A 15,213-nucleotide genomic window follows, 5' to 3' on the forward strand; every position below is an offset into this window, starting at 1 on the left:
GCGCTGCTTCGAGGCTTCGTGAGACTCGTTTTGCATCGCCGGGTAATGTTCAAATCGCAAAAGATAACTGGCGAGACCCTTTCAGGGATTCAACCTGCCAAATCCACCCATCAAATTCGCGCCGAGAAACAGACAATAAGTCGGCTGCATAACAAAACACGTGCTTCAAGAAACCATAGTCATCAGCATCAACGCCCACGCGCTTAGCGAATGTGCGGATGTGACGGTCTACCGCAATCGACTCGATGCCAATAAGGCATGCCAAGTAATCAACCGTCTTTGGACCTACGCCATTCACCTTTTGAAAGGCCGCTCCAAACTCGTCGGTCTTATATTTTTGTTTGAGGTCTTCGACGTCCTGAACGTCTTCGTAATACAGAAAGGCAACGATCCGTTCGAAGCGAGCGATTTTTTGGTGATGGCTCCACTGAAGGAAGGCACCTGTTTCACCATCGTTAATAATCCCGATAAGCGCGGAAATTGTATCAGCTTGCGGATGCTGGTTCAGAATGTTTGTTACTCTGGGCCGAACAACCGTAGAGTAGCGTAATCCCGCCTGAAGAGCGGTGTCCGCCAATACTGCCCCCATATGGTTGCAAACCATGCGCTTCGTCAGGCGGGCTTCCGTTAAGCCTTGGTTGCTGGCAAAGTCAGCAACCTTCCTCGCAGCCGTTAGCACTGCTATGGGATCATGTTCACATGAACGCGTCATCAAAGTAGCCCCGTTTGCCGGAGTGCTGCTAAACGTTCTACGCAATTTGGGCAAGCCCCGCAGGGTAGTTTGCTCGAGGCTTGACAAGAGAATGTTCGACCTATCGGAACGCCCAGTTTTTTAGCGTCACGAACTACATCTGCCTTGGAAGCAAATCTATAGGGTGAAAAAAAGCGGACGGGTCCGACCGCTTCTGTTAAGCCATCAAGTTTGTTCAGAAACTCAGCAGTGCAATCAATTTCCTTAGCGTGGTTGCTATTTATGAAACCTGTGTAGACTTCACGGATGCCCAGGGTTTGAGCTCTGGCTGCAGCAGCGGAAAAAAACAACATGGTTCTATAGGGAACATAAAGATCGTCGTCTTGAACTTCATCTGACCACAAGTTGGGTTCGTCGATCAATCGTGAAGTGGAGCCCCTGAACAGGTCAGAAATTTTGTTTCGTTCAGGAGGCATAACCCCTTGAGGCATGACCTCATTCAGTCGGTTCCATTCGATTTCTACGCAGTGCTGACCGTAGTCAAAGAACACAGGAACTACAGATTTTCCTTCTGATACAAGTCGGTATGCAACAGTGGTTGAATCCAGACCACCGGACGCTAACAACAGCGTTCGTGTCATTTCTTGGTGCTCCGCAACTTCGATAGACAAGAGAACAAGCCGTTAAGGCACTCCCCCAATGAATCCGAAAAAACTTCACTACCCGCCATAACCATGGTGTTCTTGTTTTCACATCGTGGGTCGTAGGTGATCACTGGCGTTCTGGATTTCAGGGCATAGCCGATTTCGACCAATGTGCCTGGGTCCTTCTCCAATGGTACTGCAAAGACAACGTCACACTTTTCAAGCAGGGCTAAGTCCTTATTGTAAACCTCACGCAGCGTATGGATGTCGGCTGGGCGAGCAACTTCACCGTTTTCTTGAACAGGGCGTCGCACGTTGAAATTATGATATTCCAGAGCGGACACGGCTTCATCCAATTCATGCTTGTCGATGTAAGAAAAATCGGGTGCAGCAAGATAAATGTTGAACGCAGTTCTTTCGTGCCAGGGCAATGATACTCCACCCAGCGATCGCACCAATTCCATTGGCAGTTTCAAATCTCGTTGAACGTCTCGACGTAGGTCGTCAGGGTATGTCGTTTGAGCGTATCGTGTAGCAGCCTGTGCACCGCGCCAGGTTGCTTCGTTAACACCAATGGGTGCCAACGCGGCCACCACAGCAGCGTATACGTCACCGACACCAACCGAGTTTACTGTTGCTCCAAGTGTAGCTTGAATCTCTTCCACACCACCCTCGATTAGATTGATGAGCCTGCTTCCCCCTCGGTTTTCCTTCAGCAGAAGGTAGGATGCATTTGCGGATCTTGCTGCTTCCATCAGTGGGTCTAAGGACTTGCCACCCAACGCACCAAAAAGGTCGGACGAGGTCGAAATCACTATAGTCTGAATGCGATCCTTGAAGCACTCCAGCTCAAGAAAAGACTCAACTCCGTAGGCAATATCCATAGTGACATCCGCATTGGATCTTAGGAGTTCACTTAATGTGGATAGTGAGAACTTGCCTGGGAAAACAACGACCTGTTCAAATTTTTCTAATTGGTTTCCAACTTCCAGCATGGAAACAGATTTTCGCTCACGCAGGAGTTCTTCATATCCTTGGTGGCCAACTTCAGTGACATCGGAAATAAAAACAACATTGGGAGAGTTGGAGATTTCGCCAAGCCAGATAAACTCAGTGCAACCGTGCGCATGAAGATAATCTGTCGCTTCTTGGATAAGATAACTTGGGCAAATAGCAGCGACTGCAAATGGAATGCCGCAAGCCCACAGACCTCGAGCAGCATGAATAATACCGCCAAGGCGCATTTTGGGTGCGAGACCTTTTCCTAACTGAAAGAAGTCAACATAGACTTCGCCCACGACCAAAATCGGGTTTGGGTCAGTGACGTTAGGCAATTGTAAAATCTACGGTCGTTTGGGGGTTGGGGAAAGTGGATGAGCTTTGAACAATGCCAACGTAATTGAAGCCTTCGTTCAAGCATGCTGCGAGATAGTTAAATCGAGTCGGTAATGCCCCAACAACTACACCGTTTGCGTCCAACGCCACGATCCGTTGTGCAACGGTAATCGTTAGCTCGGTTCCCGGTGGCGGAACGGTTCCGGTGGTCGTGAAGTAGTCACACTGTCCGACCTCTTCTAATTCTGTCGAAAAGGCCATCGCACATTGATCGGTTCCGCTGCTGCCTCCTGATCCACCACTTCCGTTTGAACTTGAAGGCGATCCTGAATAATCCGAAAATCTACCAGAGCCACTGCTGCCCATTATTGAGTTCCTTTAGGGTTGAAGGTAATGAACTTTCATCAACCCTAAATGAGTTGTCTGTGACGTCAATCCAGGAAAATACCGCTTCGGTATTGTTTCAGAACCCGTCCTTCGATCCCCATCGTCAGCGAAACGCAGGAGTGCTTTTCATCAAGAATGAATTTGATGCAATGCGCAGCGTTTTTCGACTGGGAGCAGTGTTTGGAATCAGGAGCCTCAAACAACGCATGTAGTAGCCGAAATCGATCCATGCGAAAAATGACATCAGGCTGGCTCCACGATCGACGTGTTGCCGATGCTCAACGTTCCTTCACTCATCCAGTGGATCGCGACGCCGTTCAGAGGTTTGTCGGGCCACTTTTTGCGTACCATGGTGGCATAGGCCTCGATTTGCGGCTGGTAACTGGCAAAGCGCGCGACGGGATCGGGACAAGGGCCAGATTTGTGATCGATAATCAACAGCCCGTGTGGTCCCTCGGCGAGGCAGTCGAGAATGGCGTTGGTTTCCGATCCGTCGGCTGCTTTTTCCTGCAAGGGTAGTTCGAAGTGGAGCCTGCCATAGCCCTGTTCGATTAGCCATTGGGTCAGGGCCTCCGCTTGGGCGGCGATCTGCGCGATGGCTTTTTCGGGCAAGCCGGTCGCGGCGGCAATCCGGTCGACCTGATCGGGGCGCTCGGCCAGAGCTCGGAAAGCCAAGTGCCAGGCAGTGCCGCGCTTGGCTGCGCTGCTCGTGCGGGTCTCGGCGACGCCCTCTGCCAACTGCACAGTTTCGAGGAGCACGTCAGGTTCCTGTCCGGGGGCTTCGAGGGTTGAGGGGCTGCGGCGCCACGGCGTTCGTACACTGTCAGGCATGGTGCGCGGTAGGCCCAAGCGTAGGTGCGCTTCGCTTCCCGATTGTTCAGCTTCCGGGGGCTCTTCCGGCAGGCCCTCTCTGATCAGTGCGGCAAAGGACTGTCCGGCGACAGTCAATGTGTCATCGCCAGTTTCAAATCCGGCGCGATCTCGGAGCAGATCGACCATGCGCTCTGCTTGCTCGCGTGGTTTGGACCGTTCCCGAGGCATTGCGAGGATCAGCCGATCCCGCGCACGTGTCAGCGCGACATAGAGTTTGCGGGCCGCGTCGCGTTCGCCCTCGGGGCGGCGGGCCTCGGTGAATGGGGCTTGCGATTCCGGCGCTGCGAAATCGGGCAGGTAGCCCAACCCAGCATGATCGAGAACATTGTCGAGATCGTGGAAGGTATCGAAATCGGCCCGCAAGGTGCCCGGGCGCTCGGCGATCTTCTGATCCAATCCGGCGACAAGAGTGATTGGCCATTCGCGCCCCTTTGCGGCGTGCCAGGTGCAGATCTCGATCCCTGAAGCAGACCAGCCATCCGGGTCGGGATGGCGATCCCATTCCTTGGCAGATTGATGCGCAATCCATCCGAGGAAGACCTGTATCCCGGCACCGTGGAAGCCTGCGGCGGCGCGCAGGTCCTGTGCCATGGTGTCAAACTCCTGTGCTTCGGCCTCAAGGCGTGCCAGGTCAGCCAGCGCTTGTGCCGGTTGTGCCAACCCGGCGGCCCAGTCGCGTAGTTTGGTCGTACGCAGGATGGCAGCCAGGGTGTCGGCCACGGTGCGGGCAACTACGCCCTCATTTAGGGCGTTCAGAGAAACGAGCGAGACATGTGTGTTCAGCACCCCGTCAACGGCGTTGCGCAACGCGTCTTCCAGTGGTACGCGCGGTGGACCAAGGGTCAGCCATGTCAGCGCTGCGTGGATGTCGTCCGGATCCGCTGCCAACGCCAGCGCAGCGCGGGCGGCACGCATCGCGGGCGCTGTCAGCCAACCGTTCTGCTGGATGCGTACGGGCAGGTCATGGGCTTCGAGGGCGGCAGCAGCCGCGCTGGCCTTGGCGTGGGTATAGGTCAGAACGGCGATGTCGCTTGGCTTGGCTGGGCGCATCTCCTTGCTTGCCTTGTCATAGACCGGCGTTCCTGCATCCAGGATGTCAGCCACCCGATTGGCGATGCAGGCAACCGTGGTGTCCTTGCGTCCACCAGGCAAGTTCAGTAGCTCGAGCGCGGGCTCTTCTGTCGCCTCGCGTTGCGGGCTTAGCTGGTCGTACTGGTCGAAGAGCGTCGGGCCAAGTGCATTGACCATCTCCATGATCCGCGCTTCGGAGCGCCAGTTTCGGTCAAGCGGCGTGACCGCATCCGGATGCGCAGCTTGCAAGGCCTCTGACAGCCGTGGGTCAGCACCTTGAAAACCCATGATGGATTGTTTGGTGTCGCCCACGATCAGCGCTCGTTTTGCCCCCTGCGCAAGCTGCCAGAGCAGCGCGAACTGCACCGGGTTGGTGTCCTGGAATTCGTCGATCACAACGCAGTCGATTTCGCCCAGAACGGCATACAGAATCTCGGGGCGGTTGCGAAGAAGGGTTTCGGTCTCCGCGATCATGTCAGCATAATCGATTAGCCCGGACTGGCGTTTGGCAGTCTGGTAGGCCTCCAGCACCTGCTGAGCGCCAGTGACCAACGCGGTCAGATGCGCGCAGGCGTCGGCCAAGGGGCCAGGATGGCGAGGCAGTGCGCTGGCGGCATCAATGACGGACTGGGCGAGGGCGTCATAGCCTTCTGGAGTTGGGGTGCCGCGTTTCGTTAATCTGAGGCTGCGCAGTTTCTGCCATACCATCCAATCTTTTTCGAGGACACCAGGTCGGTTGGCCTTGCGCAGGATCTGGTGGTTTCTTGCGAACTCATCGCGGACAGACTTCTTTGCAGCAAAATGTGGAGCGAGGCTATCCGGAAAGACCTCCAACAAATCATGTAACGCTCGGCGCAATGCCGCGGTCAGGGCATCGCCATCCGCCTCAACCGGGCCGTAACCCTCGGCCAGCGCATCCAGAGCCGGCACCAGGATGTCCAGCGACTGCCCGCGCGCACCGAGCCCACGGATCAGGTCGACAGTACGAAGAACATCGGCACGAAATTCATCCTCGGCGGTGGTCTGCGTTGCGTGAGACCACGCGTAGCCGAACCGTTCGAGGTCTGCCATCAGTGGTTCCAGAGCCTCGCATCGGTGCATTTCCAAGCGGATCAGCAAATCGCGTTCAGGCTCGCTCAACAAACGACTTTCAGGGGAACGTCCAGCGGCGAAGGCATGCTCCGTGAGCAACCTTTGTCCCAACGCGTGGATCGTGCCCATGTAGGCGCGGTCGATTTCCAGCGCGTCGTGCAACCGACCGCGTCCCATCAGCTCACTGCGTACACGATTTCGCATTTCGGCGGCGGCCGCTTCGGTGAAAGTCACAGCAAGGATCCGCCCCGGCGCGACCTCGCCGCTTTCGACCCAAGCCCCCAACGTCTTCTGGATGTGATAGGTCTTTCCAGCACCGGCTCCGGCCGGAACGAGAGACAGTTGTGTCATTGCGCGTCCCCCTCAGTGGCGTCATCAGGCAGGCTGAAGGCTGCAACGAGTGGGATGTCGAGGGCATAGGCCTTTATCCCGCGCTCCTTGTCGAAAGACTTTGCGTCGTTCAGGTGATTTAGGCGGATCGTACCTGCGCCGACTTCGGCCAAGACTTCAGAAAGGTGCTCCATCGCGTTCACCGAAGCATCCTCACTCGTTGTTTCAACCCGAGGCACGTTGCCGCCAGCGGCATCAGACAGGACGGTCCCGTCACGCAACATATGGTAGGCGGTTATAACCTGAGATCCTTCGGCGACAAGCCGGGTGAGTGCGGTATCTTGCGTGGGGCGTTCGAGCATAGCGCGATAAAGTGCGACCTGAAGGTCCCAGCCCTTGGCCATACGGTCGCGCCGACCACCTGCGCTGGACCGTTTGTGATCAACCACCAAGATGCGCCCGTCGGGCAACTTCAGCAGGCAATCTGCCTTGCCATGCAGCAGCAGGCCCCCGTGTTCACCCGCAAGAAGGATCTCGTTATGCAGGACCTCGGCGCCAGTCTCACGCAGGAACCCCGCCCAGGCGCTGCAAATATCCCTGGCCTCGCGTAGCAGACTACTGCGTTCCGTAGTCCAGGCTGCATTGGCAAGCCAGTCGGCATGACGGCCGATCGCTGCGTCCAGCACGCCGGGTAGAACGTCGGCAATAGTGTGTTCATCCGGCACTGGTTTACCTTCCGCAAAGACATCTTCCAGAACCTGGTGCATCAGCGTTCCAAGTGTCATTGCATCCAGTGTATCAGGCGCCCAGCTGAGGTCCTTTGCGCCAAGTTCATCCAACAACCAGCCAAGGGGGCTGACCAGCAGTGTCTCCAACCGTGAGGGAGAATGCGGTAGCGGTGTGCCATCCGATGCGTCTCGTAGTCGTAGCAGGTCGAAGCCGGGCTGTTCTGTGGTGCCAAGTCCGCGCTGGATATGGAGCATGCCGCTTTCCGGCAAGGCAGGCGCGCCGCCAATCGGGACAGGGTTGGGTTTGATGGTTGTCACCGGTAATTCCTCCGGCTGGGTCGAACGCATTTCCTGGACAAGATCGGAGGGTTCCTCGGCGCCCAGCATTTGCGCGATCAGCGCCAAACCAGTCGAAGGGATTAATCGGTCGCCTCGTAAATCCAGTGCAGGGGCAAGCAACGTCAAACCTTCGGTCGCGGCACTCAGCTGGCGGCGGAAGAGTTCCAACCCACGGGCAAGCTTCTGCTGGCGCCCCTCCAGCTGAAGGCCACGTTCGCGGATCATAGCGATCTCGCCCTCGGTGAAAAATGGATTCGATCCTGGCGGACGGGGCCAGTTTCGCCCGGCCATTCCCAGCACAATCAACTGGCGTGCCGAACGCCAAGGGAGGGCGTTTTCCGTGAAAAGAGATACGCCCTCGACAAACCGGTCATATCCTTCCGAGGCAACAAGGTTTGGCGCTGCAATGCGGCGCAGAAGCGGCCAGTCGATGGAATCGCGCGTGACGGATTTTAGCGCTGCAATACGAGGGTGCAGCTTGGCCTCGGGCGCGGCCTGAGCGATGACGCCGAGCCGAGCAAAAAGTTGTTCGGGGTTGCTGCAGGGACGCAAGGCGTCGAGCAATTCGCGCGCCGGTCCGCTAAGGCTTGACGCAGTGCGCGACCACCCCCGATCGATCACGTCGCATGCCATCTTGCGGCCCGTCTCTGCCGGCCAAGGCATTCCGGGTGCGATACACAGGGAGGCAAGCGCTGTACGAGGTGTGGGGCCGCTAAGCAGGACCAGCAAAAGCGACAGTACTTCGCCCGGCCTGTCACGGATTACTGGTTGGGCGGGCAGCCCGGAGAGCGGCAGTCCGACCCGGTCGAAGGCCTCTTGCAGCGCCAGTTCGTAGGTGGGGCTGTCCGGGACAAGTAGGCCGATCTCGCCAGGGTGATCCGCTCGGCCATCGTCCAGATGGGTTTGCGCCAAAGCAGCGGCGCACTCGGCTTCTTCATGCGGGTCGCGCAGCCCGTGGCAGATGACGGACGCGTCCGGTGTGGTAGTCTCGGAGCGGAGCCCGAGGTTATCCTGAAGATGGCGCAACGCGCTTCCGTCGTCGGCCAAGGGCGCGGCTTGGATACCATCCACGCAGCCATGATGCGTGCGAAGAGCGTTGGCCAGCGCCGCCTCTGCCGGGGATGCAAAGGTGCAATCTTCGCCCACCAACGGCAGCGGTTCCAGCGCGTCCGCGACAGTGCTGCTCAAGACGTGCCGCCAAGTGTTCATAGGGCCGGGCAGGGAGCCGATGTCATACCACAGATTACGTAGCGCGGTTAAATGGGAGCGGGCACGTCCCTCGGGAAGATTCTCTGGCCGTACGTCAGATGGATCAATTCGCGGAGTGGCATGTGCAAGCGCGATCAGCCCAGCCTTGACCGCTCGCGCGGTCTCCTCAGGTGCAGCGGCGAAGCTCTCGGACCAAGGTGCACCGGTGCCGAGATGCTCGGCGATGTTAGCATTTGATATCTGAGGTTCCAGGTAGATTTCAGCCAGTAGATCGTCCGTCACGTAGCGCAGCGCGCCTGTTGTCGGGGAGCGGGTCATCAGGGGATCGATGCGCATTGCATACCTTTTCGAAACATAAGCGGTCGTTGGCTCACGATGGCGCGGTAGTGTGTAGATAGATGTTGTGGTACAGGCTTGGTCGGGAAATCCGCGCAACGAAGTTTGGCCACCAATAACCGGAGAGCGTCGAGCACCGGAACATCAATTTGGCAGCCCCATTGATAAGGTGAACAGAGGAGCGTCGGCGCCCGGCATTGCTTGAAAAACGCCGAAGCGAATTAGTTTGAGAAATTTGTAAAGATCTGGGGTGTCAGTGTAAATTTCTGTCACGGTTATCTAAGCGAACAATTATTGAAATATTGCGAGAGGTTTATACGACCACAAGACGAATTGACCTAACGAAGGCTCGCTTGTCAATTGCTGTTCTTCGTGGTTGCCTTCCTGAAAGGTAGGGCAAATTTGCCCATGATATTGCTCTTGGCAGAATAACACACTGGTGAAGAAAATCCTTAAACTTTCGGAACGTGCGTCGCACTATTAATTATAGAGGTGCTTTTCGGAGGTGACCCTGATAACAAGGCTCCACCAAATCAAGATTGTACAAGGTCTCGGGAGGTTGCAGGCAGCGTTGTTCCCAGAGGGTTCACATTAGCAACGAGCGTTGTTGTGTAGACTGTTGAACAATTAGGCCCGTTTGAAGGATATCCAGATCTTGCATTAGAGCCGATAAAGTTGTTGGGGCTGTTAGTTCGGAAGGGGGTTGATGCGCCGGATTTGGTGGCATTCTCGGTGAAAGTAGAGGGGCTTGTAGGACGTGCCCCCAATTCACCCGTTGTGGGCAAATCAGCTCAGAACACAACAGTTGAGGCGGATTAAAGTGTTTCCAGTTTACATAGAAGCATATCCGGCCTCGCAAAAGTAGCTCCAGCATTCTTGCGGGGTGTAGAGATCGCAGATTTCGCTGAGGGCGTCGAACAGCTCCGTGAATGATCGCGCTCCAATGCGCCTCAGGTGGGCTTTGAATTTTGAGTACGCCATCGCGATCGGGTTCAGGTCCGGGCTGTAGGGTGGCAGGAACAGGAACCAGCAACCGTGTTCGCGCAGGAGCGCTTCGGCCTCCTTGTTGCGATGGGTGGCCAGGTTGTCGAGGATCACGGCAGTGCCGGGTTCGATCACCGGGAGAGAAATAGCTGAAAGTTGGTGATGTGTAAAACACACGACTTGATCTGACATTTCTGCTCTTATGGAGCGCAAGCAAGGAGTGTCGATCAATGACAAGCATTCAGGAAAAGATCATCAAGCCGAAGCTGGGGCTGCTGGAATTGGCCAAGCAACTCGGCAGCGTTTCACAGTGTTGATTGTCACTGAGAACTGACCCGGTATGCCCATAAATTGTCACTGAGAATTGACCCATGTGAACACACTTCCCCGACGGTTTTTGTTGGGGGGATTTGGAGTGATCGACATGGGATTTTTGAGTGTCATCAGACGCTGGGCATTGCGTGACAAAATGCCGATACGCGAGATCGCCCGGCGGACGGGTTTGTCTCGGAATACTATCAAGAAGTATCTGCGCGAAGGCGCGGTTGAGCCGAAGTTCAAGACGCCCAAGCGTCCAAGCAAATTGGACCCATATGCGGATCGGTTGTCCGCTTGGCTTTTGATCCAGACGCGGAAGTCACGCAAAGAGCGGCGGACAGTGAAGCAAATGCATGCTGATCTGGTGAAGCTGGGATATGACGGCTCCTATGAACGCGTGGCGGCTTTCGCCCGGGCGTGGCGTGATGATCGGCATCGAGCGGAACAGACGACGGGGCGCGGCACCTATGTGCCTTTGGTATTCCAACCCGGCGAAGCGTTCCAATTCGATTGGAGCGAGGACTGGGCCAACGTCGGCGGTGAGCGGGTCAAACTTCAGGTCGCGCATATCAAACTGTCACACAGCCGCGCGTTCCTGGTGCGCGCTTAACTGCTGCTTTGATCTGCAATTCAAATCCCGGCTTGCAACCTGACATCGTTCAGGCGCTTGATCCGGGTCGTTTCAATCCCTGACCATGAGGAAAAATATGACAGAAATCACCCGCCATCATACCGCCAAGCGAATGAGCCAGATCGTTGAGCATGGTGATACGATTTATCTCGCAGGCCAGGTTGGCACCTCTGGTGCACCGGTCGCGCGGCAGACGCAGGATTGTCTGGACAAGATCGATGCGTTGCTCGCCGAGGTTGGAAGCGACAAGACACGCATTCTTCAAACGACCATCTGGTTGGCCGATATGAAGGATTTTGCCGAAATGAATGCTGTCTGGGATGCATGGGTGCCAGAGGGTCACGCACCGGCCCGTGCTTGCGGCGAGGCTAAGCTGGCAACCCCCGAGTATCTGGTGGAGTTCATAGTGGTCGCAGCTCGCTAACTGCTGTTAGCGAACAGACCTGAGAAACTCCGCAAGAACGTCGATGGCGACTCCCAGATCTTCCGAAGATGCGAATTCCTCGGGCCTGTGGCTCACACCATCACGACAGCGAACGAACAGCATTGCGACCGGGCACAGATCCGCCATTGCCGAAGCATCATGCGTAGCGCCCGAGGGCAATGACAACCCCTTGGCGCCCTTGGATCTGACTGCATTAGTCAAGACACATGACAATCTGGCATCGCAGGGCTGGGCTTGCTGGGAATATGTTACGGAGCACTCGATGGCCAAACCCATACTCGCAGCTATGGATTGAGTGAATTGATGCAAGTCCTGACCTGCTTGCAGGCGGTTTCCGTCCAGTGGAGAGCGAATTTCGACCGTCAGTCGTACAATCCGCGGTATCGCATTCGCAGGCGCATGTTGTAGATCATGCCATCGCCATCACCGATCAGCTCGACGAAAACTACGACCGCTACTCCGACGCCTGGCCCGTCAGCAATCTGGCTCCGGGAAACGCGCTCCCGCATCTCCGCAAAATCACCTATCGGAGAGGCCCTGAGCTACATTGCCAAACACTGGGACGGCCTGACTGTGTTCCTTGAAGATGGCCGTGTGGAACTGGATTCCAACAGTGTCGAGCGGACAATCCGTCCGATTGCTCTGAACCGAAAGAATGCACTCTTCGCTGGCCACGAGGCTGGTGCCCAATATTGGGCAATCCTTGCGCCGATGATCGAGACCTGTAAACTCAACGCCATTGATCCCCACGCCTGGCTCACTTAAACCATGTCCGCCATTGCAACCGGTCATAAGCAATCCGATATCAACAACCTCATGCCCTGGAACTATGCCGCGCACGTGTGATCGGCGCACCGCTTACGGTTCTCCGGAAGACAGCGACTTTTGAAGTGCCTGAAGATCGACCCGATTCGAATGTCTCCTTCGTATCTTGCGGTTAAGCTTATCTCCCACCGCACGGAATACGTCAGCGGGGCCTACCCCCTTTCTTTTTGGCGGCAGGCTAAATTTTAGGCTGAACCTGTTTGGCACGACAACTGGCCACAATTAGAGATCCGACATCGCCCTTCTGAGATCATGTGACCACTCGCAGTCGCCGACAAGTCTTCGAACAGCATCGTTCGTATGCTTCAAGACTTTTTGCAAGTAGTCTTTGTTTCCTTGATGAACGACCCTCCGGCCGCTTCGGCTTTTCTTGTCGACAGCCTCACCCGAAAACTCACGTCGGTCGGCTTGGGCTACTACCAGTTCTTTGATTTCAGGCATGGCTTTGAGTAAAGCAGGCAAGGCAACAGGCCGCAATTTAACGCTCTCGTTTGCGTCGTACCTGTCAAACATAAACATACTGTCTGAGTGTTTACTGAACTCTTCCAGTCCAGCTGTGTCTAATAGCGACTGAGGGACAGCACGCTCTGGGTATTCGGCCATATCCCAGACTGCGGTAACACCCGAGATCTTTTTGCTACCTTCCACGATCTGCATTACATCAAGCAACGCACGGCTAACGCGCATGCGATCCACCTCTGGTAAGTGGATTTTCTTAAGTTTTTGGTAGGCGTTATAGGAAACGAAAAGCGATTTAACTCGCAAAGACGTATTTACCGGCAACCCTCTTGAGGCTGCAAACGATGATAGCTCTATATTTCGACCCTGTTCGTTTGGCCAAGGGTACAATGTCTTAAATTTGCTGTCCGGCTTTTGATCGTAGAACCTCACACACCGTGCTTTGCTAAGTAACGCCACGGTTTGAGTTGCACTTTGGATTGCCTGTTGTAGTTCTGCCATTGGGGTCCTCAAAATCAGAAAAGTTGGGAAAAATGGTAGGTCCGACAGCGCCGCCAAACACTAAACGCTCAGAGACGTTCGAAGTAGGTGCCTTTCTCTCGCTCGGTGTCGGCGGCGTTGATCGATGTGGACGCCGATGCCTTGGATAAGCGTATTTTGGAACTTGTCGAGACCAAAGAAGATCGCATGCGAGTTTGGCTCGAGGAGAATGCAGAAACTCTTGAGTAGCGCACGTAACTTCACCGCACAGACACAGCGTGAAGTCCTTCTGGTTGCAGTTTCTCCGCAGCACAGGTGGGCACGCAAAACCACTGCCTCCCCAAATTGAAAATTGGTTTGAACAGGTCCCAATTGCATCAATTGTGGAGAAAGAAAACTTCGATGTGGAAAATTACCCTCAACGTTTCGCCTGTTTGAGTTTCTATCGAACTTCACAGATAACTGCGGCGTCTACTTGCGGCCAATGGATGTGATCTTCTGTGGTGTCTGACGTCAGCCAACGAGCCTAAGTAACGCATGTCCGATCTGATAAGCCAGATAGGGTGGAACTGCATTTCCGACTTGGTGGTATTGCTTCGTGCGAGGCCCGCAGAAGAAGTAATTGTCAGGGAACGTCTGCAAGCGAGCGGCTTCTCGTACCGTCAAAGAGCGGCACTGTTTGGGGTCTGGATGAATGAAGTAATGCCCATCCTTGGAAATATGGCTGGTCACAGTGCTCGAAGGGCGATTAGATGCTTGGGTCCGGAAACGATCAGCAAAGGCGCCTGTCGATCTGTTCCGGTGTTCGGGTTGCAGGAAAGCAGGGAACTGCTCCAGCTTCGGCGCGCGTCCGAATACTCGGGTCCAAGCCGCAGAGAACATGTAGCGTCCGAGATCACCGGGAATGTGCCCCCGAGTTTCGTGGTGCAGCGTGGTCGTCAGTCGCGGGTCATCAAACCATACGCGAAGATGGTCCGGCATCCCGATGGTTTCACCACGCCATTTACTTTGTCGGAGTTGCGGAAGATCGTTTGCCATCTCGATTGATTGAGCGATAGCGCGAAGCTCGTCAGGGATTTCTTCGGCAATGGCGATACGGGCAGCTTGTTCTCGCACCGTATCCTTCCATACGGCGTTGTTGTCATTTCTGCTGAGGCCGCTTCTTAGCGACCACAGACCGCAGATAGCTTCATCGACCGAGACCATTTTCTGCGTAGCGCCCAAGGGGGCCAGACCTGTCGGCAGATTACCCGCGAGGTCAGATCGAACTCCGAGAATTATCACCCTGTGTCGGGCCTGTGGAATCCCGTGCTCTTCCGCGCGGATTAGGAAGTCCTTGGCATTCGCACGTTTCGCGTCCAACGGGATCGGTTTTCCAAGAGGCAAAAGGCGATATCCGTCTGCTGCGCTTTCGAGGTCGTCGAGAACCCGTTGAAAAATGCCGCCGCCGTCAACCTTACTGGAGAGCATGCCCTTCACGTTCTCCATGATAAAGGCTGCAGGTCGTAACCGATTCAGTATTTTTACATATTCGCGATAGAGGTAGTGGCGAGTGTCGTTTTCAAGGATGTAACCTGCCTTCCCCATATTTCGGGATCGTCCGGCGAGAGAATAGGCTTGGCAGGGCGGACCTCCAATTAATATGGTGTCACCGTGATAGCTTTCGCGGTAGTTGTCGAGCTCGGTTGCGAGTTCGTCGAAGACCCCTTCCTCTCCGAGAACTTGTTGGCGCACTTCTTCCTCTGCGCTTTGCCATTGCGCGGGATATAGAGACCGCCAATCAGGCAGACCCAATCCGGATCTCAACGCGGCGTAGTATTCATTCGGCATTTCTTCGAAAGATCGAAGGAATGCACGAAGTCGCAGGGTCTGAACTGCTTGGTCATCCATTTCGACGGAAAGATGGATTTTCATCCTGTCGTCAGATTCCCGCCCCGCACGAGAAAAACCCTCCCCAAGTCCTCCGGGACCCGCAAAAAGATCGATGATGGCAAAGGTCTTTGGCATAGGTGCATCCCTCCGGCGGCAACTTCTAC

At 55.5% G+C, this 15,213-nt stretch carries 11 protein-coding genes and 2 pseudogenes; 3 read left to right on the top strand and 10 right to left on the bottom strand.

Translation table 11 applies throughout. The features are described from left to right. Nucleotides 1-49: 49 nt before the first annotated feature. The 6 genes from ACOQFT_RS21885 to ACOQFT_RS21910 form a co-directional block, all read right to left on the bottom strand. Nucleotides 50-712: a hypothetical protein gene (locus ACOQFT_RS21885; RefSeq protein WP_421599940.1), complete on the bottom strand. Its 663-nt coding sequence runs from the start codon at nucleotides 710-712 to the stop codon at nucleotides 50-52. Continuing rightward, a complete protein-coding gene (locus tag ACOQFT_RS21890; RefSeq protein ID WP_421599941.1) occupies nucleotides 712-1,332 on the bottom strand; it encodes a 7-cyano-7-deazaguanine synthase in 621 nt (206 codons plus the stop codon). Before ACOQFT_RS21890 ends, ACOQFT_RS21885 begins: the two co-directional genes overlap by 1 nt. After that, the gene (locus tag ACOQFT_RS21895; protein WP_421599942.1) at nucleotides 1,329-2,633 is read right to left on the bottom strand and encodes a nucleoside 2-deoxyribosyltransferase; all 1,305 of its coding nucleotides are present in this window, start codon (nucleotides 2,631-2,633) and stop codon (nucleotides 1,329-1,331) included. The genes ACOQFT_RS21890 and ACOQFT_RS21895 overlap by 4 nt, the downstream gene beginning before the upstream one ends. Before the next feature lie 667 nt (nucleotides 2,634-3,300). After that, nucleotides 3,301-6,444, bottom strand: coding sequence for a UvrD-helicase domain-containing protein (locus ACOQFT_RS21900; protein WP_421599943.1), 3,144 nt, complete (start codon nucleotides 6,442-6,444; stop codon nucleotides 3,301-3,303). Beyond that, nucleotides 6,441-9,035: a PD-(D/E)XK nuclease family protein gene (locus ACOQFT_RS21905; RefSeq protein ID WP_421599944.1), complete on the bottom strand. Its 2,595-nt coding sequence runs from the start codon at nucleotides 9,033-9,035 to the stop codon at nucleotides 6,441-6,443. Before ACOQFT_RS21905 ends, ACOQFT_RS21900 begins: the two co-directional genes overlap by 4 nt. Before the next feature lie 831 nt (nucleotides 9,036-9,866). Further along, a complete protein-coding gene (locus tag ACOQFT_RS21910) occupies nucleotides 9,867-10,211 on the bottom strand; it encodes a transposase (RefSeq protein ID WP_421599945.1) in 345 nt (114 codons plus the stop codon). A gap of 232 nt (nucleotides 10,212-10,443) precedes the next feature. Here ACOQFT_RS21910 and ACOQFT_RS21915 point away from each other — a divergent pair. After that, nucleotides 10,444-10,944, top strand: a pseudogene (locus ACOQFT_RS21915) (helix-turn-helix domain-containing protein); the annotation flags it as partial. A gap of 100 nt (nucleotides 10,945-11,044) precedes the next feature. Further along, nucleotides 11,045-11,392, top strand: a complete 348-nt coding sequence (locus tag ACOQFT_RS21920; protein ID WP_421599946.1) for a RidA family protein — start codon at nucleotides 11,045-11,047, stop codon at nucleotides 11,390-11,392. Nucleotides 11,393-11,398: 6 nt separating this feature from the next. On the opposite strand, the gene ACOQFT_RS21925 is transcribed toward ACOQFT_RS21920, so the two are convergent. Both ACOQFT_RS21925 and ACOQFT_RS21930 read right to left on the bottom strand, forming a co-directional pair. Then, complete coding sequence (locus ACOQFT_RS21925; RefSeq protein ID WP_421599947.1) at nucleotides 11,399-11,689, bottom strand: M20/M25/M40 family metallo-hydrolase; 291 nt, start codon at nucleotides 11,687-11,689, stop codon at nucleotides 11,399-11,401. 86 nt (nucleotides 11,690-11,775) lie between these two features. After that, nucleotides 11,776-11,922 (bottom strand): hypothetical protein, encoded by a 147-nt coding sequence (locus tag ACOQFT_RS21930; protein ID WP_421600083.1) that lies wholly within the window; start codon nucleotides 11,920-11,922, stop codon nucleotides 11,776-11,778. On the opposite strand from ACOQFT_RS21930, the pseudogene ACOQFT_RS21935 reads away from it, so the two are divergent. Further along, nucleotides 11,897-12,259, top strand: a pseudogene (locus tag ACOQFT_RS21935) (IS66 family transposase); the annotation flags it as partial. The gene ACOQFT_RS21930 and the pseudogene ACOQFT_RS21935 sit on opposite strands and share 26 nt — an antisense overlap. Nucleotides 12,260-12,460: 201 nt before the next feature. Here ACOQFT_RS21935 and ACOQFT_RS21940 read toward each other — a convergent pair. Next, the gene (locus ACOQFT_RS21940) at nucleotides 12,461-13,198 is read right to left on the bottom strand and encodes a hypothetical protein (RefSeq protein ID WP_421599948.1); all 738 of its coding nucleotides are present in this window, start codon (nucleotides 13,196-13,198) and stop codon (nucleotides 12,461-12,463) included. Between the two features lie 492 nt (nucleotides 13,199-13,690). Continuing rightward, nucleotides 13,691-15,184 carry a DNA cytosine methyltransferase gene (locus ACOQFT_RS21945; protein WP_421599949.1) on the bottom strand — a complete coding sequence of 498 codons (1,494 nt, stop codon included), beginning with the start codon at nucleotides 15,182-15,184 and terminating at the stop codon, nucleotides 13,691-13,693. Nucleotides 15,185-15,213: the final 29 nt, after the last annotated feature.

The organism is Ruegeria sp. MALMAid1280, assembly GCF_049195285.1.
Lineage (GTDB): Bacteria > Pseudomonadota > Alphaproteobacteria > Rhodobacterales > Rhodobacteraceae > Ruegeria.

Bases quoted from the DNA above. Each gene is read 5' to 3' on its own strand.
- ACOQFT_RS21925 (WP_421599947.1), bottom strand. From the start codon at position 11,689: ATGGGTTTGGCCATCGAGTGCTCCGTAACATATTCCCAGCAAGCCCAG.
- ACOQFT_RS21890 (WP_421599941.1), bottom strand. From the start codon at position 1,332: ATGACACGAACGCTGTTGTTAGCGTCCGGTGGTCTGGATTCAACCACT.
- ACOQFT_RS21945 (WP_421599949.1), bottom strand. From the start codon at position 15,184: ATGCCAAAGACCTTTGCCATCATCGATCTTTTTGCGGGTCCCGGAGGA.
- ACOQFT_RS21885 (WP_421599940.1), bottom strand. From the start codon at position 712: ATGACGCGTTCATGTGAACATGATCCCATAGCAGTGCTAACGGCTGCG.
- ACOQFT_RS21910 (WP_421599945.1), bottom strand. From the start codon at position 10,211: ATGTCAGATCAAGTCGTGTGTTTTACACATCACCAACTTTCAGCTATT.
- ACOQFT_RS21940 (WP_421599948.1), bottom strand. From the start codon at position 13,198: ATGGCAGAACTACAACAGGCAATCCAAAGTGCAACTCAAACCGTGGCG.
- ACOQFT_RS21920 (WP_421599946.1), top strand. From the start codon at position 11,045: ATGACAGAAATCACCCGCCATCATACCGCCAAGCGAATGAGCCAGATC.
- ACOQFT_RS21930 (WP_421600083.1), bottom strand. From the start codon at position 11,922: ATGCGGGAGCGCGTTTCCCGGAGCCAGATTGCTGACGGGCCAGGCGTC.
- ACOQFT_RS21905 (WP_421599944.1), bottom strand. From the start codon at position 9,035: ATGCGCATCGATCCCCTGATGACCCGCTCCCCGACAACAGGCGCGCTG.
- ACOQFT_RS21900 (WP_421599943.1), bottom strand. From the start codon at position 6,444: ATGACACAACTGTCTCTCGTTCCGGCCGGAGCCGGTGCTGGAAAGACC.